Consider the following 20,200-nt stretch of genomic DNA (forward strand, 5'->3'; position numbering starts at 1 on the left):
GGACGGTTGTTCTCGGATCGGGTCAGACGGCGAGCGCCTGCGCGCGGCGCTTCACCTCCGTGCCGCGATTCTCGCTCAGAGCCTGCGCGGGGGTGCCGGGCAGGGTCGGGTCCGGGGTGAAGAGCCACTCGATCATCTCTTCGACCGTGAAGCCGTCGTCCCGCAGCAGCGTCAAGGTACCGGACAGGCCCTTGACGACCTTGTCCCCGTCGATGAAGGCGGCGGGGACGTGCAGTGCACGGTTCTCACCACGGCGTACGGCGATGAGCTGGCCCTCCTTGACCAGCTGCCGCACCCGGGTCACCTCGACGGCGAGTGATTCGGCGATGTCGGGGAGGGTGAGCCAGGCAGGGACGAGAGCATCGATCTTTGCGTCAATCTCGGTCACGGGATCAAGCGTGCCATCCCGGACCGACAGTCGGAAAGCGGGGCGCCTCCACCGGGGGCGCGATTGCCTCCTGCGGTGGATACGGAAGGCCTCTCACCTGGGGCTTCGCACGGACCGCCGGACACGGTCACGCCGTGGCCTCCTTCAGCGGGCGCGACGGGTCGGACAGGAGTTCGGGATCCATCGGGGTGCCCGCCTCGATCAGACGGCGCCCCTGGGCCAGGTCACGGGGGCGGCCCACGGCCAGGAGACCGACCAGGCGCCCCCCGCGCAGCCAGCAGACGGCCCAGGCCGCGCCCTCGGGGTCACCGCGCCACACCGTGGTGTCGGCGGCCGCGTGGTGACCCACGTACTGGACGAAACGGCCGAACTGCTCGGACCAGAAGTACGGCACCGGGTCGTACGCCATCGGCGTCTCCCCGATGATGTTCGCGGCCACCGTGCGCGGGCCCTGGAGGGCGTTGTCCCAGTGATGGACCAGCAGACGCTCCTCGTAGCGGCCCGACGGGAAGGAGGCGCAGTCGCCGACCGCGTACACGTCGGGCAGCGAGGTGCGCAGATGGTCGTCGGCCAGTACCTCGCCGTGGACCCCGAGGGCGATGCCCGACTCGGCGAGCCATCGCGTCGCCGGACGGGCCCCGATGCCCACGACCACCGCACCCGCGGGCACCCGCGAACCGTCGTCGAGCACCACGGCCCCGGGCTCGATGCGCTCCACGCGCGCGTGGATGCGCAGCTCGGCGCCGCTGTCCGCGTACCAGGCCGTCATCGGCGCGGCCACGTCCTCGGGCAGCGCCCCGGCGAGCGGCCGGTCGGCGGCCTCCACCACGGTGACCGCGCAGCCCGCCTCCCGCGCGGCGGTTGCGAACTCCGCGCCGATCCAGCCGGCACCCACGACCACGACGTCGTGCTGCTCGGCGAGGACCGGCCGCAGCCGCTCGGCGTCGTCCAGCGTGCGCAGCAGATGCACGCCGGGCACACCCTCCGTACCGGGCAGCCGGATCGGCTCCGCTCCGGTCGCGAGGACCAGGACGTCGTACGGCACGGGACCCTCGGTGGTGTCCAGCTCGTGGTCGTCGGGGCGGACGCCGAGCACTTCGCAGCCCAGCCGCAACTCGATGTCCAGGGCCGCGAAGTCGACGTCGAAGGCGGAGCCGTCGGCCTTGCCGAGCAGCACGGCCTTGGACAACGGCGGTCTGTCGTACGGCGGGTGGGGTTCCGCGCCGATCAGCGTCACCCGGCCCCCGAAGCCCTGTTCCCGCAGGGCGACCGCGGTCTGCACCCCGGCCATGCCCGCGCCCACGACGACGACCCGCCGTGCCGAATCGCTCCGCGCCTGCGTCTGCTCGCTCACCTGATCACCATAGACAACTGACAATCCGTCAGTCAGCGTGCGTGCCGGGTGACCTCTTCCACAACGCTCGTCCCGTCGCCCGTTCGCGACTCCCATTGCCACGACTCCTCCAGCCTCAACCGCCCGTCGGGAAGCTCCACGATCCGGGACTCGCAGTGCCCGGACGACGTGATCCCGTCGTGCGTGAGCTGGACGTACCGGAAGTCGAGGCGGTCACCGCTTCGTGTACCCACCAAACGGCCGCGTACGACGTCGCCACCCGCGTATTCGGCCCAGATCCCGCCGTCCTGCTCGTGGTACGTGAACCGGGTGCCGGTCCCGACCTGTCCGGGTGCCTGGTCCGCCACAGGGGCGAAGGCCAGTCCTTCGAGCGATGGGACCATGTACGGAGGCTCCTTACTGAGGCAAACAGCACCGGATAGGGTGGCCAAGGTAAAGCACTCGCGGGAGCCCGGACGCACCGGGCTGAGAGGGAGGCTGGCGGCCTCCGACCGTACGAACCTGATCCGGGTCATGCCGGCGAAGGGAGGGGGCTCGACGCCCATGTCTCCTACACCCACATCCGACGTCCTCGTGGTCGGGGGCGGAATCATCGGGCTGGTGACCGCCTGGCGGGCGGCCCTGCACGGGCTCTCCACCGCAGTGGTGGATCCCGAGCCGGGCGGTGGTGCCGCCCAGGTGGCCGCCGGGATGCTCGCGGCCGTCACCGAACTGCACTACGGGGAGCAGACGCTGCTCGGCCTCAACCTCGAGTCCGCCCGTCGCTACCCCGACTTCGCCGACGAGCTCGCCGAGGCGTCCGGCCGGGACCTCGGCTACCGCCGGTGCGGCACGCTGGCGGTGGCGCTGGACGCCGACGACCGTGCCCACCTGCGGGAACTGCACGCGCTTCAGCAACGGTCCGGCCTCGCGGCGGAGTGGCTGAACGGACGCGAGTGCCGTCGCCTGGAGCCGATGCTCGCGCCCGGTGTGCGCGGCGGTCTGAGGGTCGACGGAGACCACCAGATCGACCCGCGCCGGCTGGCCGCGGCCCTGGTCGTCGCCTGCGAGCGGGCCGGGGTCGTCTTCCACCGGACGTGGGCCGAACGGCTGACGGTGGTGCGCGACCGTGCCGCAGGCGTCCGGACCGCCGACGGCGACGACCTCGCCGCCGGGCAGGTGGTCCTGGCCGCCGGCAGCCTGAGCGGACGACTCGCGGGCGTCCCTGACGAGGTCCTGCCACCCGTGCGGCCGGTGAAGGGCCAGGTGCTGCGACTGACCGTGCCCGAGCGGTACGCGCCGTTCCTGAGCCGTACCGTGCGTGCCGTCGTCCGCGGCAGCCATGTCTACCTGGTCCCGCGCGAGAACGGGGAGTTGGTTGTCGGCGCCACCAGCGAGGAGCTCGGCTGGGACACGGCGGTCACCGCTGGCGGTGTCTACGAGTTGCTGCGGGACGCGCACGAGCTGGTCCCCGGCATCACCGAGCTGCCGCTCACCGAGACCCGTGCCGGTCTGCGCCCGGGCTCCCCGGACAACGCGCCGCTGCTCGGGCCCACGAAGCTGGACGGCCTGCTGCTGGCCACCGGGCACTACCGCAACGGCGTCCTGCTCACCCCCGTCACCGGCGACGTCATGGCCCACGTCCTGACCACGGGCGAGCTTCCCGACGAAGCCCGCCCCTTCATCCCCACGCGGTTCGCCGCGGCACTCACGGAGCAGCCCGCATGAACATCTCGGTCAACGGCGAGCCCCACCGGATCGCCCCCGACACCGCGCTCGACGCCGTGGTCCGGATCCTGACCACGGCTCCCTCGGGCGTGGCCGCCGCCCTCAACGAAACCGTCGTCCCGCGCACACAGTGGCCCTCGACGCACCTCTGCGAGGGGGACCGCGTCGAGATCCTCACCGCCGTCCAAGGAGGCTGACCATGGCCGACGACCCCTTCGTCCTCGGTGGTACGACCTACTCGTCCCGGCTGATCATGGGCACCGGCGGTGCGCCGAGCCTGGATGCGCTCGAACGGGCGCTGGTTGCGTCCGGCACGGAGCTGACGACGGTCGCCATGCGGCGCGTCGACGCCTCGGTGCACGGATCGGTCCTCTCCGTGCTCGAGAAGCTGGGCATCCGGGTGCTGCCCAACACCGCGGGGTGCTTCACCGCGGGCGAGGCCGTGCTCACCGCCCGTCTCGCCCGTGAGGCGCTCGGCACGGACCTGGTCAAACTGGAGGTCATCGCCGACGAACGGACCCTGCTGCCCGACCCCATCGAGCTGCTGGACGCCGCGGAGACACTGGTCGACGACGGTTTCACGGTGCTGCCGTACACGAACGACGACCCCGTCCTCGCCCGGAAGCTGGAGGACGTCGGCTGCGCGGCGATCATGCCGCTCGGCTCGCCGATCGGCTCCGGGCTCGGCATCCGCAACCCGCACAACTTCCAGCTGATCGTGGAGCAGGCGCGTGTGCCGGTCGTCCTGGACGCGGGAGCGGGTACGGCGTCGGACGTGGCGCTCGCGATGGAGCTGGGGTGCGCGGGTGTGATGCTCGCCTCGGCGGTCACCCGGGCCCAGGAACCGGTGCTGATGGCGGAGGCGATGCGGCACGCGGTGGACGCGGGGCGGCTCGCGCTCAGGGCGGGCCGCATCCCCCGCCGGCACTTCGCTCAGGCGTCGTCCCCCACGGAGGGCGTCGCCCGTCTGGACCCGGAGCGGCCTGCCTTCTGAGGACCGGCGCACACGGCCCCGTACAGGTGCGGCGAGCGTCACAGGTCGGCTGCAGTCGCACCCCGGCTCCGCCGTATCCGTCGGGCGGGTCGTTATGCCCTCGTAGACTCACCTGCGTGGATACGACCCTTCACGACCCTCTCGTCGGGCATGTGCTCGACGGCCGCTACCGCATCGACGCCCGTATCGCGGTCGGCGGGATGGCCACGGTCTACCGGGCCGTGGACACCCGCCTCGACCGCGTCCTGGCGCTGAAGGTGATGCATCCGGCTCTGGCCGCCGACGGCTCGTTCGTCGAGCGCTTCATACGCGAGGCCAAGTCGGTCGCGCGCCTCGCCCACCCGAACGTGGTGCAGGTCTTCGACCAGGGCGCCGACGGCTCCTACGTCTATCTGGCCATGGAGTACGTCGCCGGCTGCACCCTGCGCGACGTGCTGCGCGAGCGCGGGGCGCTGCAACCGCGCGCCGCCCTGGACATCCTCGAGCCGGTGCTCGCCGCCCTGGGCGCCGCCCACCGCGCCGGATTCGTGCATCGCGACATGAAGCCGGAGAACGTCCTCATAGGGGACGACGGCCGGGTCAAGGTGGCCGACTTCGGGCTCGTACGGGCCGTGAACACCGTCACCAGCACGACGGGCGCCGTCCTCGGCACGGTCTCCTATCTGGCCCCGGAGCAGATCGAGCACGGCACGGCCGACCCCAGGGTCGACGTGTACGCATGCGGGGTCGTCCTCTTCGAAATGCTCACCGGCGGCAAGCCGCACTACGGGGACTCCCCCGCCCAGGTGCTCTACCAGCACCTCAACGAGGACGTGCCGCCGCCGTCGGCCGCCTTTCCCGGTCTGTCCGTCGAACTCGACGATCTGGTCGCCTCGGCGACCGCGCGCGACCCCCGGCTGCGACCGGGCGACGCGGTGGCCCTGCTCGGACAGGCCCGCGAGGCGCGCGGCGCGCTCACCGCCGAGCAGCTGGAGGCGGTACCCCCGCAGGCGATCACGCAGCAGCACAACAACGCGCAGGACCGCACGAGCGTCGTACCGCGCACTCCCGTCGCGCCGGACGGCGAGGCCCGGACGGCGGTGATCAACCGCACGAGCCGGCTCGAGATGCCTCCGCCCGGGCCAGCCGCCGCACGCCGCGGGCGCCCCCGGCGCGGGGTGTTCGCGGTTGTTCTCGCCGTGCTGGTGCTGTTCGGCGTGGGCACCGGCGTCTGGTACATCAACTCCGGTCAGTTCACCAGGGTCCCCCCGCTGCTGGCGAAGACCGAGGCCGAAGCCCGTGACCGGCTCGGGCAGGCGGGGCTCGAGGTCAAGCAGGTCAAGCACGCCTACAGCGACACGGTCACGCGCGGCACGGTGATCAGCAGCGACCCGGCGACGGGCGCCCGGATCCGCTCCCACGACTCCGTCACACTGACCGTCTCGGACGGCCCGGAGACGGTCGAGGTACCGGATCTGAGGGGCGTCCGGCTGGAGAAGGCGCAGGAGCAGCTCACGCAGCACGGGCTCGTCGCGGGCATGGTCACGGGCGCCTTCAGCGAGGACGTGCCCAAGGGCTTCGTGATCGGCACGGATCCGGAGGCGGGCACCGAGCGCCACGGCGGCTCGGCGATCGCGCTCAACGTGAGCAAGGGCAGCCCCGTGGAGGTTCCCGATGTCACGGGCAGCTCCGTCGACGACGCCACCGCGCAACTGCGCGACGCGGGCCTGGAAGTGAAGATCGCGGACACCCGGATCATGTCGGCATTCGAGGCCGGACAGGTCGCCGAGCAGTCGCCGGGCGCGGACAAGGAGGTCGGCGAGGGAGACACCGTCACGCTGACGATCTCCAAGGGCCGCGAGCAGGTGGAGGTCCCGGACGTGGTGGGCGACGGCGTCGACGACGCGAGGAGGGCCCTGGAGGAAGCGGGCTTCCAGGTCGAGGAGGACCGGGGGCTGCTGGGCTTGTTCGGCGAGACGGTCAAGAGCCAGTCCGTCGAAGGCGGCGACAAGGCGCCCAAGGGATCGACGATCACGATCAAGATCCGCTGACGGCGAGCCACGGGACGCATGACACGCTTGAAGGGTGAGAACTCAGCCTTCCCGTGGCCCGCTCGGCATGTCCGGTGCCGCCCGCAATCCCGTCGGCGGCCATGTCCCCGTGGCCGGCGGTCTGAACTCGGTCGGACTGGCCTACGCGCGTGACCTCGGGGCGGAGACCGTGCAGGTCTTCGTCGCCAATCCGCGGGGCTGGGCGACGCCCGCCGGCAGTCCGCGGCAGGACGAGGAGTTCCGTGCCGCATGCGCCGCCGGATCGATCCCGGCGTACGTCCATGCGCCGTACCTGATCAACTTCGGCTCGCACACCGAGGCGACGGCCGAGAGGTCCGTGGAGTCCCTGCGGCACTCGCTGCGCCGGGGCCGGGAGATAGGGGCACTGGGCGTCGTCGTGCACACGGGCAGCGCGACCGGCGGCCGGGACCGGGCCGTCGCCCTCGCCCAGGTGCGCGAGCGCCTGCTCCCTCTGCTGGACGAGCTGACACACGACGACGACCCCTTCCTCCTGCTGGAGTCGACCGCGGGCCAGGGCGCCTCCCTGTGCTCGCGGACCTGGGACTTCGGACCGTACTTCGAGGCCCTCGACGCGCACCCCAGGCTGGGCGTGTGCCTCGACACCTGCCATGTCTTCGCGGCCGGGCACGACCTGACCGGGCCGCACGGGATGCACCAGACGCTGGACCTGCTGGTGGAGACGGTGGGCGAGGGACGGCTTCGGCTGATCCACGCGAACGACTCGATGGACCTGGTCGGCGCCCACAAGGACCGCCACGCGAACATCGGCGCCGGGCACATCGGTGAGGAACCGTTCCGGGCCCTGATGACCCATCCGGCGACCGAGGGCGTGCCTCTGATCATCGAGACGCCGGGCGGCAAGGAAGGGCACGCGGCGGACGTGGAGCGCCTGAAGAAGCTGCGGGAAGGCTGAGAGCGAACGACCGTGGGAATACCCCCGTGGGGTATACGGTTCTGTGTGGCGACGGGAAACGCAGCCGGACATCGGGGGCCGCCATGCAGCACGAGGCACACACCGACCACGTAGCGCAGCCCACTCCGGCCCATGACGGGCACGGCCACGGCACGGGCGGAGCGACCTGGCAGGCGGCCGCGCGCGCCACCCTGCACTGCCTCACCGGATGCGCCATCGGTGAGGTGCTCGGCATGGTGATCGGCACGGCGGCGGGCTGGGGCAACGGCCCGACCATGGCCCTCGCGATCGCGCTCGCCTTCGTCTTCGGCTACTCGCTCACCCTGCGCGGCGTCCTCGGGGCGGGCGTCGACCTCCGGACCGCCGTGCGCGTCGCCCTCGCCGCGGACACGCTCTCCATCGCCGTGATGGAGGTGATCGACAACGGCGTGATCGTCCTGTGGCCGTCCGCGATGGAGGCCCATCTCGGCGATCTTCTCTTCTGGGGCTCGCTGGCGGTCTCGCTCGCCCTCGCCTTCGTGCTCACCACGCCGGTCAACAAGTGGATGATCGGCCGCGGAAAGGGCCACGCGGTGGTGCACCGCTACCACGGCTGACCCGACGGCCGGCAGGTCAGAGCTCGGGGCCGTCCCCGGGCTCCTCCTGGTAGGAGTAGCGCTGTTCCTTCCAGGGGTCGCCGAGGTTGTGGTAGCCGCGCTCCTCCCAGAAGCCGCGGCGGTCGGCGGTCATGTACTCGACACCGCGGACCCATTTGGGGCCCTTCCAGGCGTACAGATGGGGAACGATCAGACGCAGCGGGAAGCCGTGTTCCGCGGTGAGCAGCTCGCCGTCCTTGTGGGTGGCGAAGATCGTGCGGTCCGAGGCGAAGTCGGCGAGGCGCAGATTGGAGCTGAATCCGTATTCCGCCCAGACCATGACATGGGTGACCGTGGGCGCGGGCGGCGCGATCTCCAGGACCGTGCGCGCCGGCACACCGCCCCATTCCGCCCCGAGCATGCTGAACTTCGTGACGCAGTGCAGATCGGCCACGACGGTCGCATACGGGAGCGACGTGAACTCCTCGTGGTTCCAGCAGTGCTTCTCGCCGTCGGCGGTGGCTCCGAAAACCCTGAACTCCCAGCGCTCGGGGCGGAACTTGGGGACGGGGCCGTAGTGGGTGACCGGCCATCCCCGCTGCAGTCGCTGTCCCGGCGGAAGCTCGGATCCTGCCGCTTCTCGAGTTTCGCGCTCCACCGGATGACCCATGACTCCATCCTGACAGACCGCGGAGGGTGCACATGACCAGCCCATACCCGAATCGGACAACTCGTACTAAGCGTGGACTTACTGGACGCGTTCGGATGCCAGTGCAATCATGCGGCGCAACCCGCCAGTTTCCGCTTGGAAGGAGCCCGCGCGATGCAGGGCGATCCGGAGGTCATCGAATTCCTCAACGAACAGCTCACCGGTGAGCTGACCGCGATCAACCAGTACTTCCTGCACGCGAAGCTGCAGGAGAACTACGGCTGGTACAAGCTCGCCAAGCACACGCGGGACGAGTCGTTCGACGAGATGCGGCACGCCGAGGTGCTCACCGACCGCATCATCTTCCTGGAGGGCCTGCCGAACTACCAGCGGCTCTTCCATGTCCGGGTGGGACAGAGCGTGAAGGAGATGTTCGAAGCGGACCGGCAGGTCGAGGTCGAGGCGATCGACCGGCTCAGGCGCGGGATCAAGATCATGCGGGAGAAGGGCGACATCACGTCCGCGAAGATCTTCGAGTCGATCCTCAAGGACGAGGAGGATCACATCGACTACCTGGACACCCAGCTGGACCTGGTGGAAAAACTCGGTGAGGCGCTCTACATCGCACAGGTCATCGAACAGCCGGACAGCTAGCCGATGGCCGGAGAGTCAGGCGGCCTCTTCCAGACCGTCGAGACCGTCCTGGCCGTCCACGGCGGAGAGGACCGGCCGGCCCCGGTCGGCGAGCTCACGGCGCGGGCAGGCCCCGCGGCCGAGCAGCGACTGGATCCGCCGTACGCACGAACCGCAGTCCGTGCCCGCCTTGCACGCCGACGCTATCTGCCGGGGGGTGGAGGCGCCGTCCTCCGCGTGCTGCTTCACCTGCTGCTCGGTGATGCCGAAACAACTGCAGACGTACACGCGGTTCACCTCCCGACGGGGTATCCGAGGTCGCGCCATCCCGATCGATCGGTGAGGCAAACCTAACCTTACCCGTCCCGGAGTGACGGCAAAAGGCAGGTGGGGCGCCGATCGCATGTGATCCGCGCCCCACCTTCGGGTTCATGGCAGTCCGAGCGGCTACTGGTCGCGGTACATCTCGGCGACGAGGAACGCCAGGTCCAGCGACTGGCTGCGGTTCAGCCGCGGGTCGCACGCCGTCTCGTAGCGCTGGTGCAGATCGTCGACGAAGATCTCGTCGCCGCCGCCCACGCACTCGGTGACGTCGTCGCCGGTCAGCTCCACATGGATGCCGCCCGGGTGGGTGCCCAGCGACTTGTGTACCTCGAAGAAGCCCTTGACCTCGTCGAGCACGTCGTCGAAGCGGCGGGTCTTGTGCCCCGAGGCCGCCTCGAAGGTGTTGCCGTGCATCGGGTCGGTCACCCAGGCCACCACCGCCCCCGACGCCGTGACCTTCTCGACCAGCTCGGGAAGCCGGTCACGGATCTTGTCGGCGCCCATCCTGACGATGAAGGTCAGCCGGCCCGGCTCGCGCTCCGGGTCGAGACGCTCGATGTACTGCAGCGCCTCCTCGGCCGTCGTCGTCGGGCCGAGCTTGATGCCGATGGGGTTGCGGATCCGGGAGGCGAACTCGATGTGCGCGCCGTCCATCTGCCGGGTGCGCTCGCCGATCCACACCATGTGGCCGGAGACGTCGTACAGCTGTCCGGTACGCGAGTCGACCCTGGTCAGCGCCGACTCGTAGTCGAGCAGCAGCGCCTCGTGCGAGGAGTAGAACTCGACGGTCTTGAACTCCTCCGGGTCCGCCCCGCAGGCGTGCATGAAGTTCAGCGCGTTGTCGATCTCCCGCGCCAGCTGCTCGTAGCGCTGCCCGGACGGCGACGACTTCACGAAGTCCTGGTTCCAGGCGTGCACCTGGCGCAGGTCGGCGTAGCCTCCGGTGGTGAAGGCGCGGACGAGGTTGAGCGTCGAGGCGGAGGCGTTGTACATCCGCTTCAGGCGCTCGGGGTCCGGGACCCGGGCCTGCTCGGTGAAGTCGAAGCCGTTCACGGAGTCGCCGCGGTAGGTCGGCAGCGTCACGCCGTCACGGGTCTCGGTGGGCTTCGAGCGCGGCTTGGAGTACTGGCCGGCGATCCGGCCGACCTTCACCACCGGCACCGAGGCGGCGTACGTGAGCACGGCGCCCATCTGGAGCAGGGTCTTGAGCTTGCTGCGGATGTGGTCGGCGGACACGGCGTCGAAGGCCTCGGCGCAGTCGCCGCCCTGGAGCAGGAACGCCTCGCCCCTGGCGACGGCTCCCATCCGGGCGCGCAGCTGGTCGCACTCGCCCGCGAAGACGAGCGGCGGATACGACTCGAGGTCCGCGATCACTGCGCGCAGAGCCTCGGGGTCGGAGTACTCGGGCTGCTGCGCCGCGGGCAGGTCTCGCCAGGTGTTGCCAGCGCTTGCGCTGGTCTTAGCGTTCACGGTCACCCCTCAACATTACGGGGTGACGTGACGGCTCCCGGCCCACGCCCAGAAAGTGAGACGACGGATACGCTCCGTGGACACCGGCGGCCGACCCCGCGCCTTGCCCGAGCGGCCTCCCCACCCGCGCGCCCCGGGGTGCCGCACCGCCGCGCGGCGACCGCGCCCAGCCCGCATCCCCCTCGGCGCGCCGCGCGATGGGGTAGGGTCGCCGCATGTTCGCGCACTCGAACCAGAACTGGTGGTGGACCGCTCGTCCGGCGGCCCACTGACTGCGCGTATCCCACGACTTCGCGAAGGCCGCCCGGGGGGCGGCCTTCGGCGTTCGTGCGACCGGGGCCGTTCCTCCTCACGACAGACGGAAGAGGAACCATGGACCTCACACGACTCCTGCACGACGAGCGCCCGTTCGCCCTGCTGCGCCGCCGTACGCCCGGGCGCGACCACAACACCGTGGAGCTGCTGATCGGCCGCGTCGACGCCTACGAGCGACTCGCCGATCTTCCCGACGAGGCGCTGGCCCTCGTCCCGTACCGCCAGATCCGCGAGCGCGGCTTCGACGTCCGCGACGACGGCACGCCCCTGCTGGCCCTGCGGCCCGAGGAGTCCTACGAGCTGCCCCTCGACGACGTCCTGGATCAGCTGCCCCGGCACGACGTCCGGGTGGAGGACGGCGGCTTCGACGTGCCCGACGAGGAGTACGCGCGGATCGTCGGCCGGGTGCTGGGCGAGGAGATCGCACGGGGCGAGGGGGCGAACTTCGTGATCCGGCGGACGTACGAGGGGACAGTGCGGGGATTCGGCCGCTCCGACGCCCTCGCACTGTTCCGGCGGCTGCTGATCGGCGAGCGTGGCGCGTACTGGACCTTCGTGGTGCACACCGGGAACGGGGGGTCTTCACCGGAAGGGCGCGGGCGGGAGACGAACGGGCGGACGCTGGTGGGCGCGAGCCCCGAGGTGCACGTGCGGATGTCGGGCGGACGGGGCGGGCAGCAGGCGCCGGCGGCCGAGGGCGCCGACGGGGGACGGACCGGCGGGACCGTCGTGATGAACCCCATCAGCGGAACGTACCGCTATCCCGTGGACGGCCCGACGGCCGAGGATCTGCTCACCTTCCTCGCGGACGGCAAGGAGATCGAGGAGCTGTCGATGGTCGTCGACGAGGAGCTCAAGATGATGTGCACGGTCGGCGACATGGGCGGGGTCGTCGTCGGACCGCGCCTGAAGGAGATGGCCCACCTCGCTCACACGGAGTACGAGCTGCGCGGCAGGTCGACCCTCGACGTGCGCGAGGTGCTGAAGGAGACCATGTTCGCGGCGACCGTCACCGGCTCACCCGTGCAGAACGCCTGCCGCGTGATCGAGCGCCACGAGAGGGGCGGCCGTGGTTACTACGCGGGCGCGCTCGCGCTGCTGGGACGGGACGCGGGGGGCGCCCAGACCCTCGACTCCCCCATCCTCATCCGGACCGCCGACATCGACGCCGACGGACGGCTGCGGGTTCCGGTGGGCGCCACCCTCGTACGCGGCTCGGACCCCGCGAGCGAGGTGGCGGAGACCCACGCCAAGGCCGCCGGGGTGCTGGCGGCGCTGGGCGCGCGCCCGGCACGGCCGCGCACGGATCGCGAACGCCCCGGGCTCGGCGACGATCCGCGGGTGCGGGCGGCGCTCGACGGCAGGCGCGGCCGGCTCGCCCCGTTCTGGCTGCGGATGCAGGAGCGGACCGCGGACCTCACAGGACACGCGTTCGTGGTCGACGCCGAGGACACCTTCACCGCGATGCTCGCCCATGTCCTCCGGTCGTCCGGGCTCGAGGTGACCGTGCGCCGGTACGACGAGCCGGGGCTGCGGGAGACGGTGCTCGCGCACGAGGGGCCGCTGGTCCTCGGGCCCGGGCCGGGCGATCCGTCGGACACCGCCGATCCCAGGATGCGGTTCCTGCGGGAGCTGACGGCACAGGTCGTCCGGGACCACCGGCACGGGGTGCTCGGTGTCTGCCTGGGCCATGAGCTGATCGCCGCCGAGCTGGGCCTGGAGATCGTGCGCAAGGAGATCCCCCACCAGGGCGCGCAGACCGAGATCGATCTCTTCGGCCGGCCGGAGACCGTCGGCTTCTACAACAGCTTCGTGGCGCACTGCGACGACGAGGCGGCCGCCGAGCTGGCCGCGCACGGTGTCGAGGTGAGCCGCGGCACGGGCGGCGAGGTGCACGCACTGCGCGGGCCGGGGTTCGCCGGTGTCCAGTTCCACCCGGAGTCGGTGCTGTCGGTGAACGGCGCCGCCGTCGTACGGGAGCTGCTGGGTCAGTCGGTGGACCTGGGCACCAGGACGTTCTCGGAGCGGCGGCCTGCGGTGTAGTCGAGGACGTTGCGCACCGTGGCGTCGACGATCTGGGTGACGGCGTCCGCGGTGTAGTACGCCTGGTGCGAGGTGACCAGGACGTTCGGGAAGGTGACGAGGCGGGCCAGGGTGTCGTCCTCGACCGGCTCCAGGGACTTGTCGAGGAAGAACAGGCCCGCCTCCGCCTCGTACACATCGAGGCCGACCCCGGTGAAGCGGCCCGCACGCAACTCGGTGACCAGAGCCTGGGTGTCGATGAGGCCGCCCCTGCTGGAGTTCACGAGGACGGCGTCGTCCTTCATGGCCCCCAGGGCGGCCGCGTCGATGAGATGGGTGGTCTCCGGCATCAGCGGGACATGCAGGCTGACCAGGTCGGACCGGGTGAGCAGTTCCTCCTTGGAGACGTACTGGAGGCCGAGCGCGGCACACGCCGGGTTCTCGACGACGTCCCAGCCGAGGAGCCGCATGCCGAAGCCGTGGGCGATGCGGGTGAACGCCTCGCCGATCTTGCCGGTGCCCAGTACACCGGCGGTGCGCCCGTGCATGTCGCGGCCCATCAGGCCGTCGAGACGGAAGTCGAAGTCGCGGGTGCGGTTGCCGGCCCGGACGATGCGCCGGTTGACGGCCATGGCGAGAGTCCAGGCGAACTCGGCGACGGAGTAGGGCGAGTAGTAAGAGACCCGGGCGACCGTCAGGCCGATGCCTTCGGCGACCGGGAGGTCGATGTTGTTGAAGCCGGTGGAGCGCTGGGCGATCAACCGCGTGCCGCCGGCCGCGAGGGTCTGCAGGACGCGACTGCCGAGTTCGCAGTTGACGCTGGTGCAGACGACCTCCCGGCCGACGGCGATGGGCGCCGTGTCCTCGTTGAGGAAGACATCAAGGCAGCGGATGTCGTGATACCCCGCGAAGGCCTTCTCGAGCAGGGGCTTCTCGTCGGCCTGCACACCGAACGCGAGGATCTCCACGGGGCCCTCCGGCGATATGACCAGGATTGCCTGACAGCGGTGAATATACGGGGGTGCGGACGCGGGTGTGCTCGCGGGGGCACCCCCGAAGGACGATCGCCGGGGAACGGCGACCGTAGGCCCCTGGTACCGCCGAAGCGTCAGCCGAAGAAGACGCCGACCTCGTCGTACAGCTTCGGGTCGACCGTCTTCAGCCTGGCCGTGGCCTCCGAGATCGGGACCCGGACGATGTCGGTGCCCTGCAGGGCGACCATCTTGCCGAAGTCGCCGTCGCGGACCGCCTCGATGGCGTGCAGGCCGAAGCGGGTGGCGAGCCAGCGGTCGAAGGCGCTGGGCGTACCGCCGCGCTGGACGTGCCCGAGCACGGTCGTACGGGCCTCCTTGCCGGTGCGCCTCTCGATCTCCTTGGACAGCCATTCGCCGACGCCCGAGAGACGGACGTGCCCGAACGAGTCCAGCGAGTCGTCCTTCAGCACCACGTCCCCGTCCTTGGGCATCGCGCCTTCGGCGACGACCACGATCGGCGCGTACGAGGCCTTGAACCGGGACGTCACCCAGGCGCACACCTGGTCGACGTCGAAGCGCTGCTCGGGGATGAGGATGACGTTGGCCCCGCCGGCCAGCCCCGAGTGGATCGCGATCCAGCCCGTGTGGCGGCCCATCACCTCGACCACGAGCACCCGCATGTGCGACTCCGCCGTCGTGTGCAGGCGGTCGATCGCCTCGGTCGCGATGTTGACTGCGGTGTCGAAACCGAAGGTGTAGTCCGTGGCCGACAGGTCGTTGTCGATGGTCTTCGGCACAGCGACGACCTTGATGCCGTACTCGTCCGCCAGCCGGCCCGCGACGCCCAGGGTGTCCTCGCCACCGATCGCGACGAGCGCGTCGACCTCCTCCTTGGCGAGGTTCTCCTTGATCCGGCGGATGCCGTTCTCCTCCTTGAGCGGATTGGTCCGCGAGGAGCCGAGGATGGTGCCGCCGCGGGGCAGGATGCCGCGCACCGCCGGGATGTCGAGCCGGACGGTGTCTCCTTCCAGGGGACCCCGCCAGCCGTCCCGGAAACCGACGAAGTCGTAGCCGTACTCCTGCACGCCCTTGCGTACGACGCCCCGGATGACGGCGTTGAGCCCGGGGCAGTCGCCGCCTCCGGTCAGTACTCCGACCCGCATTGGAAATGTCCCTTCGCCGCGGTTGCCTGATGCGAGTCACGCTAATGGTGATCCACGTCACTTCGGCATGGCGCGGAGAGTCAATTCCGGTGAAATGTAGGCCAGTTGATCACCGCCAATTCACCCGAAAGTGGGAGCGCGCAGCACGGTTCACTCACCGTCGAGCCCTCGCTCGATCGCGTAGCGCACCAGTTCCACCCTGTTGTGCAGCTGGAGCTTGCCCAGGGTGTTCTGGACGTGGTTCTGCACGGTGCGGTGCGAGATGACCAGGCGTTCGGCGATCTGCTTGTAGCTCAGGCCCTTGGCGACCAGCCGCAGCACCTCGGTCTCGCGGTCGGTCAGCCGCGGTGCCTTCGGTTCGTCCGCGTCCGCGGCGGGCGCCGGTTCGGAGGCGAGCCGGCGGTACTCCCCGAGGACCAGTCCCGCGAGACCGGGGGTGAACACGGGGTCGCCGACCGCCGTGCGGCGCACCGCGTCGATCAGCTCCTCCGTGGACGCCGACTTCAGCAGATAGCCCGTGGCACCCGACTTCACCGCCTCCAGCACGTCCGCGTGCTCACCGCTCGCCGACAGCACGAGGACCCGCAGCGCCGGATCGGCACCGACGAGTTCCTTGCAGACCTGGACGCCCGGCTTCACGGGCAGATTGAGGTCCAGGACGAGGACGTCGGGCACTGTGGCACGGGCGCGGCGCACCGCCTGCTCCCCGTCGCCCGCGGTGGCGACGACGTCGAAGCCGGCCTCGGCCAGATCACGTGCGACGGCGTCCCGCCACATGGGGTGGTCGTCGACGACCATGATCCTGGTCGGCTCCCGCCGCGCCTCGGTCACGTCCCCCCTCATCGCCCCTCCGCCCGCGTCACCCCTGCGACCGGCGGTCCCGGTGGCGTCCCTGTCCGCCCGGCTCCTCGCGCCCTGCCCGGCAGCCCCGGCGCGGCCGCCCGGCAGCCGCCGGCCGGTTCCGCCGTCGCCGGCCGCGCCGCCCTTCGCCCGGCCGCCGGACGATCCCCGGCCGGCCGCTGTGCTCCCGTCATCGCGTCTCCGCCTTCCCCCATGAGCCCTCCGGGCCCTTCGTGTCGTTCGGGCCGTCCGGGTCCTTCGCACCCTTCGGCACCTTCAGTTCCACTTCCGTGCCCTGGCCCGGAACCGAGATCAGCTCGGCCGTGCCGCCGATGTCGCGCAGCCGGCCGCGGATCGACTGGGCCACTCCCAGCCGCCCCTCTCCCTCCGCCTGGGCGAGCCGCCCCTCCGGGATGCCGGGCCCGTCGTCGCGTACGGTCACGACGACTCCCTGCGGCTCGTCCTCGACCAGGATCCAGGCGCGGGCCCCGTCCCCGGCGTGCTTGCGGACATTGTCCAGAGCGGCCCCGACGGCCGCGGACAACTCCCGCGCGGCGGCCGCAGCGAGCGGCACGGGCGAGCCCGGCGCGGACAGCGTCACCCGGGCGCCCGCGTACGGGGCCAGCAGGGCACGCAGATCGAGCGGGCCCTCCTCGGCGTCCGGTTCCTCGACCGCCCGGACGACCGCGCCGAGCGCGGTGTCCTCCGAGGCCCGTGAGAGGGGCAACAGGCCCCCGGAGACCAGACTGCGCAGGGCGACCTCCTGCTCGCCGGCCAGCCGGCCCAGCTCCGCGGCCTCGCCGCCGAGAGCGGTGCCGCGCCGCTGCACCATGGCGAGCACCTGGAGCACACTGTCGTGGATGCCCCGGGCCAGCCGCTCCCGCTCGCGGGTCGCCGCCTCGATCTCCAGGGCACGGGCGAGGGTGCGCTCCGAGGCACGGGCCACCTCGACGACGTACCCGATGGCGATGGAGGCGACCCAGACGAGGACCACGTTGTGGATGGTGTCGCGGGCGGGTGCGCCGCGCTCGACCAGGTTCGCCGCGGCGACCAGGGTGGAGGCGAGGGCCGCCCACCGCCAGCCGCCCTTGACCGCGAAGGCGAGCACCGACCCGGCGGTCCAGATCGACGGCAGGGTGGGGCCTCCCGCGAGGATCCGCTCATGAGTGTCGGCAAGGGGGGTGAGGAGGATGCCGGTGAGCGCGATCGTCAGGTCGGCGGCCAGGAACCGCTTGGTGCAGCTCGCGGCGTTCGCCACGCTCGGGAGCGTGGCCAGCGTCCAGCCGCACAGCACGGCGTAGTACGCGATGGCCAGCCAGGGCCGGGCGAAATGGCCGTAGGCGGTCGCGAAGAGCCCGATCGCGTACAGCATCGTCAGAACCCGGTACGCCGTCAGCGCACGCCACAGCGGCTGCTCGACCGACATCCGGATGACCCGCTCGCGCTTGGCCATGTCCCCCCTTTGTCGTTCACCTGGGCGGCGCCCCCGCCGGAGCGCCCCCTCGGTTCACTCCCCCCGACCCGGACGGACGCGTCTAGGAGTCCGGCCGTTCCCTCACGGCGCCCTTCCGTTCCTCCTTGTGCGCCTGCTCCGCTTCCTTGTGCGCCTGCTTCTCCGCCTTCGCCGCCTCCGCGATCTGCCGCTTGGCGGCCGTCGCGTAGATGTCGACGTACTCCTGGCCGGAGAGCTTCATGATTTCGTACATGACCTCGTCGGTCACCGCGCGCAGCACAAAGCGGTCCTGCTCCATGCCTCGGTAGCGCCGGAAGTCCAGGGGCTTGCCGATACGGATGCCCGGGCGCATCAGCTTGGGCATGACCTTGCCCGGCGGCTGGATCTTCTCCGTGTCGATCATGGCGACCGGGATCACGGGCGCGCCGGTGGCCAGCGCCACACGCGCGAGACCACCGGGCTTGCCGCGGTAGAGACGCCCGTCGGGCGAGCGTGTGCCCTCCGGGTAGATGCCGAACAGCTCGCCTCGCTCCAGCACCTCGATGCCGCTCTTGATCGCGGCCTCGCCCGCGCCGCGTGCACCGGAGCGGTCGACGGGGAGCTGCCCCACGCCCTTGAAGAAGGCGGCGGTCAGCCGGCCCTTCAGACCGGGTGTCGTGAAGTACTCGGCCTTCGCGATGAAGGTGACCTTCCGGTCGAGCACCGCGGGCAGGAAGAAGGAGTCCGAGAAGGACAGGTGATTGCTCGCCAGGATCGCCGGGCCCTCGGCGGGAACGTTCTCCAGGCCTTCCACCCAGGGCCTGAAGGCAAGCTTCAGCGGCCCTCCGATGGATACCTTCATCGCGCCGTACAACAACCGACTGCCTCCTGTGTGTGTCGAACAGACCTTAACCCGGTCCTTTCGCAAAGAGGCCGACGGCCCTGGTCGGTGTCAGTGCGGTCGCGTACGGTGAAGTACCTGCAATCGACGTGCCCAGCCCCTTTCATGAACAGGAGACCGACGTGCCGGTCCTCCCTGGAGCCGAGCCGTACCGCCACGACGGCGGGGAGGTCGGCGTCCTCCTCTGCCATGGCTTCACCGGTTCCCCTCAGTCGCTGCGCCCCTGGGCGGAGTATCTCGCCGAGCGCGGCCTCACCGTCTCGCTGCCGTTGCTGCCCGGACACGGCACACGCTGGGAGGACCTGCAGCTCACCGGATGGCACGACTGGTACGCGGAGGTGGACCGCGAGCTGCGGGCCCTCGGCGACCGCTGCGCGCAGGTCTTCGTGGCCGGCCTGTCCATGGGCGGCGCCCTGGCCCTGCGGCTCGCCGCCAAGCACGGCGAGGCCGTGAGCGGCGTGGTGGTCGTCAACCCGGCGAACAAGGTGCACGGCCTGTCGGCGTACGCCCTTCCGGTGGCCCGCCACCTCGTCCGGGCGACGAAGGGCATCACCAGCGACATCGCCAAGGAGGGCAGCACGGAGCTCGGCTACGACAAGGTGCCGCTGCACGCGGCGCACTCCCTGCGCTCCTTCTTCCGCGTGGTCGACGGGGAGCTGCCGCAGGTCACGCAGCCGCTGCTGCTTCTGCACAGTCCGCAGGACCATGTGGTGCCGCCGGCCGACTCGGCCCGGATCCTCGGCCGCGTCTCGTCCACGGACGTGACGGAGATCGTGCTGGAACAGAGCTACCACGTGGCGACGTTGGACCACGATGCGGACCGGATCCACGAGGAGAGCCACTCGTTCATCGGCCGGCTCGCGCCCAGTGTCGGTAAGGAAGGGACGTCCGCAGGTGGCTGAGCACGACTCCGACCGCGAGGATCGCGAGCCGGACGAGAAGGGCGTGCCCTTCGACGAGGACGCCGCCTGGGCGGCGATCGTCGCGGGGTACGGCGACGAGCCCGCGGACCCTCCCGGTTCGAAGCCGTTCAAGCCGATCGAGGATCTGGCGCTGCCCGCCATGGAGCCGAACGGCAAGGACGGGGAGCAGACCGAGGAGAAGGGCGAAGGAGACGGGGAGCGGGGCGAGGGAAAGGACGAGCCGGCCAGGCCGCTGGGCAGCTCGATCTCCTTCGCACCCGGCGTGGGCCCGCGCGACTACGCACCGCGTGAGCCTTCCGAGGACGACTTCGACGATGACGACGAGGGCCACTTCGTCCCGCCCGAGCCGCCCCCGCTGCCCACGGGCGACACGACGGCGAAGTTCGCCTGGCTCGGAGTGGTCGGCGGTCCGATCCTGCTCCTGCTGGCCGTGCTGCTCGGCTGGGAGATGACCTGGTGGCTCACCACGCTCGGCGTCGGCGGCTTCCTCGGCGGCTTCGCGACACTGGTGGCGCGCATGAGGACGGACGACGAGGACGGCGACGACCCCGGCCGCGGTGCGGTGGTCTGAC

Annotated in this window: 22 protein-coding genes and 1 riboswitch; of the genes, 11 read left to right on the forward strand and 11 right to left on the reverse strand. The window is 70.9% G+C overall.

All coding sequences use genetic code 11. From position 1 onward, the window contains the following. Window positions 1-22 precede the first annotated feature (22 nt). From ADL25_RS42245 to ADL25_RS42255, 3 genes are all read right to left on the reverse strand, one after another. Window positions 23-388: an Rv2175c family DNA-binding protein gene (locus ADL25_RS42245; RefSeq protein ID WP_059133246.1), complete on the reverse strand. Its 366-nt coding sequence runs from the start codon at window positions 386-388 to the stop codon at window positions 23-25. A gap of 127 nt (window positions 389-515) precedes the next feature. Then, window positions 516-1,742, reverse strand: a complete 1,227-nt coding sequence (locus ADL25_RS42250) for an NAD(P)/FAD-dependent oxidoreductase (protein ID WP_059133247.1) — start codon at window positions 1,740-1,742, stop codon at window positions 516-518. A gap of 32 nt (window positions 1,743-1,774) precedes the next feature. Beyond that, window positions 1,775-2,125 (reverse strand): hypothetical protein, encoded by a 351-nt coding sequence (locus ADL25_RS42255; RefSeq protein ID WP_059133248.1) that lies wholly within the window; start codon window positions 2,123-2,125, stop codon window positions 1,775-1,777. A gap of 50 nt (window positions 2,126-2,175) precedes the next feature. Next, window positions 2,176-2,287: riboswitch (TPP riboswitch) on the forward strand. On the opposite strand from ADL25_RS42255, the gene thiO reads away from it, so the two are divergent. From thiO to ADL25_RS42285, 6 genes are all read left to right on the forward strand, one after another. Next, the gene (gene thiO / locus ADL25_RS42260; RefSeq protein WP_059133249.1) at window positions 2,286-3,449 is read left to right on the forward strand and encodes a glycine oxidase ThiO; all 1,164 of its coding nucleotides are present in this window, start codon (window positions 2,286-2,288) and stop codon (window positions 3,447-3,449) included. (Overlaps the previous riboswitch by 2 nt.) After that, window positions 3,446-3,646, forward strand: a complete 201-nt coding sequence (thiS, locus tag ADL25_RS42265; RefSeq protein ID WP_059133250.1) for a sulfur carrier protein ThiS — start codon at window positions 3,446-3,448, stop codon at window positions 3,644-3,646. Before thiO ends, thiS begins: the two co-directional genes overlap by 4 nt. Window positions 3,647-3,648: 2 nt before the next feature. Then, on the forward strand, window positions 3,649-4,443 hold the full coding sequence (locus tag ADL25_RS42270) for a thiazole synthase (protein WP_059133251.1): 795 nt from the start codon (window positions 3,649-3,651) through the stop codon (window positions 4,441-4,443). 116 nt (window positions 4,444-4,559) lie between these two features. Next, a complete protein-coding gene (gene pknB, locus ADL25_RS42275; protein WP_059133252.1) occupies window positions 4,560-6,473 on the forward strand; it encodes a Stk1 family PASTA domain-containing Ser/Thr kinase in 1,914 nt (637 codons plus the stop codon). Between the two features lie 67 nt (window positions 6,474-6,540). Further along, on the forward strand, window positions 6,541-7,407 hold the full coding sequence (locus tag ADL25_RS42280) for a deoxyribonuclease IV (RefSeq protein WP_059133253.1): 867 nt from the start codon (window positions 6,541-6,543) through the stop codon (window positions 7,405-7,407). An 83-nt stretch (window positions 7,408-7,490) separates the two neighbouring features. Beyond that, window positions 7,491-8,003 carry a DUF4396 domain-containing protein gene (locus ADL25_RS42285; RefSeq protein WP_059133254.1) on the forward strand — a complete coding sequence of 171 codons (513 nt, stop codon included), beginning with the start codon at window positions 7,491-7,493 and terminating at the stop codon, window positions 8,001-8,003. 16 nt (window positions 8,004-8,019) lie between these two features. Here the strand turns inward: ADL25_RS42285 and ADL25_RS42290 are convergent, their stop codons facing one another. Next, on the reverse strand, window positions 8,020-8,652 hold the full coding sequence (locus tag ADL25_RS42290; protein ID WP_059133255.1) for a sulfite oxidase-like oxidoreductase: 633 nt from the start codon (window positions 8,650-8,652) through the stop codon (window positions 8,020-8,022). Between the two features lie 153 nt (window positions 8,653-8,805). On the opposite strand from ADL25_RS42290, the gene bfr reads away from it, so the two are divergent. Beyond that, on the forward strand, window positions 8,806-9,285 hold the full coding sequence (bfr, locus tag ADL25_RS42295; protein WP_059133256.1) for a bacterioferritin: 480 nt from the start codon (window positions 8,806-8,808) through the stop codon (window positions 9,283-9,285). A 15-nt stretch (window positions 9,286-9,300) separates the two neighbouring features. Here the strand turns inward: bfr and ADL25_RS42300 are convergent, their stop codons facing one another. Together ADL25_RS42300 and ADL25_RS42305 are read right to left on the reverse strand one after the other, a co-directional pair. Next, window positions 9,301-9,561 carry a (2Fe-2S)-binding protein gene (locus tag ADL25_RS42300; protein ID WP_059133257.1) on the reverse strand — a complete coding sequence of 87 codons (261 nt, stop codon included), beginning with the start codon at window positions 9,559-9,561 and terminating at the stop codon, window positions 9,301-9,303. A 150-nt stretch (window positions 9,562-9,711) separates the two neighbouring features. Then, entirely contained in the window at window positions 9,712-11,064 is a 1,353-nt protein-coding gene (locus ADL25_RS42305; protein ID WP_059133258.1) for a class II 3-deoxy-7-phosphoheptulonate synthase, read from the reverse strand. Window positions 11,065-11,273: 209 nt separating this feature from the next. Here ADL25_RS42305 and ADL25_RS52520 point away from each other — a divergent pair, with 209 nt between their 5' ends. Together ADL25_RS52520 and ADL25_RS42310 are read left to right on the forward strand one after the other, a co-directional pair. Then, on the forward strand, window positions 11,274-11,330 hold the full coding sequence (locus ADL25_RS52520) for a trp operon leader peptide (protein ID WP_079050971.1): 57 nt from the start codon (window positions 11,274-11,276) through the stop codon (window positions 11,328-11,330). Between the two features lie 100 nt (window positions 11,331-11,430). Next, window positions 11,431-13,416 (forward strand): anthranilate synthase family protein, encoded by a 1,986-nt coding sequence (locus ADL25_RS42310; RefSeq protein ID WP_059133259.1) that lies wholly within the window; start codon window positions 11,431-11,433, stop codon window positions 13,414-13,416. Here ADL25_RS42310 and ADL25_RS42315 read toward each other — a convergent pair. From ADL25_RS42315 to ADL25_RS42335, 5 genes are all read right to left on the reverse strand, one after another. Continuing rightward, entirely contained in the window at window positions 13,362-14,363 is a 1,002-nt protein-coding gene (locus ADL25_RS42315) for a 2-hydroxyacid dehydrogenase (protein WP_059133260.1), read from the reverse strand. The genes ADL25_RS42310 and ADL25_RS42315 overlap by 55 nt on opposite strands. A 140-nt stretch (window positions 14,364-14,503) precedes the next feature. Continuing rightward, complete coding sequence (locus tag ADL25_RS42320) at window positions 14,504-15,532, reverse strand: 6-phosphofructokinase (RefSeq protein WP_059133261.1); 1,029 nt, start codon at window positions 15,530-15,532, stop codon at window positions 14,504-14,506. A 150-nt stretch (window positions 15,533-15,682) separates the two neighbouring features. Then, window positions 15,683-16,375, reverse strand: coding sequence for a response regulator (locus ADL25_RS42325; protein ID WP_234381272.1), 693 nt, complete (start codon window positions 16,373-16,375; stop codon window positions 15,683-15,685). Window positions 16,376-16,562: 187 nt separating this feature from the next. Continuing rightward, window positions 16,563-17,825, reverse strand: coding sequence for a MacS family sensor histidine kinase (macS, locus tag ADL25_RS42330; RefSeq protein WP_059133262.1), 1,263 nt, complete (start codon window positions 17,823-17,825; stop codon window positions 16,563-16,565). An 82-nt stretch (window positions 17,826-17,907) separates the two neighbouring features. Further along, complete coding sequence (locus ADL25_RS42335; protein WP_059133304.1) at window positions 17,908-18,666, reverse strand: lysophospholipid acyltransferase family protein; 759 nt, start codon at window positions 18,664-18,666, stop codon at window positions 17,908-17,910. Between the two features lie 161 nt (window positions 18,667-18,827). On the opposite strand from ADL25_RS42335, the gene ADL25_RS42340 reads away from it, so the two are divergent. Both ADL25_RS42340 and ADL25_RS42345 read left to right on the forward strand, forming a co-directional pair. Then, window positions 18,828-19,607 (forward strand): alpha/beta hydrolase, encoded by a 780-nt coding sequence (locus tag ADL25_RS42340; protein WP_059133263.1) that lies wholly within the window; start codon window positions 18,828-18,830, stop codon window positions 19,605-19,607. Further along, window positions 19,600-20,199, forward strand: coding sequence for a hypothetical protein (locus ADL25_RS42345; RefSeq protein ID WP_059133264.1), 600 nt, complete (start codon window positions 19,600-19,602; stop codon window positions 20,197-20,199). Before ADL25_RS42340 ends, ADL25_RS42345 begins: the two co-directional genes overlap by 8 nt. Window position 20,200 lies beyond the last annotated feature (1 nt).

The sequence above is a fragment of the Streptomyces sp. NRRL F-5122 genome (genome assembly GCF_001507435.1).
Classification (GTDB): Bacteria; Actinomycetota; Actinomycetes; order Streptomycetales; family Streptomycetaceae; genus Streptomyces; species Streptomyces lannensis.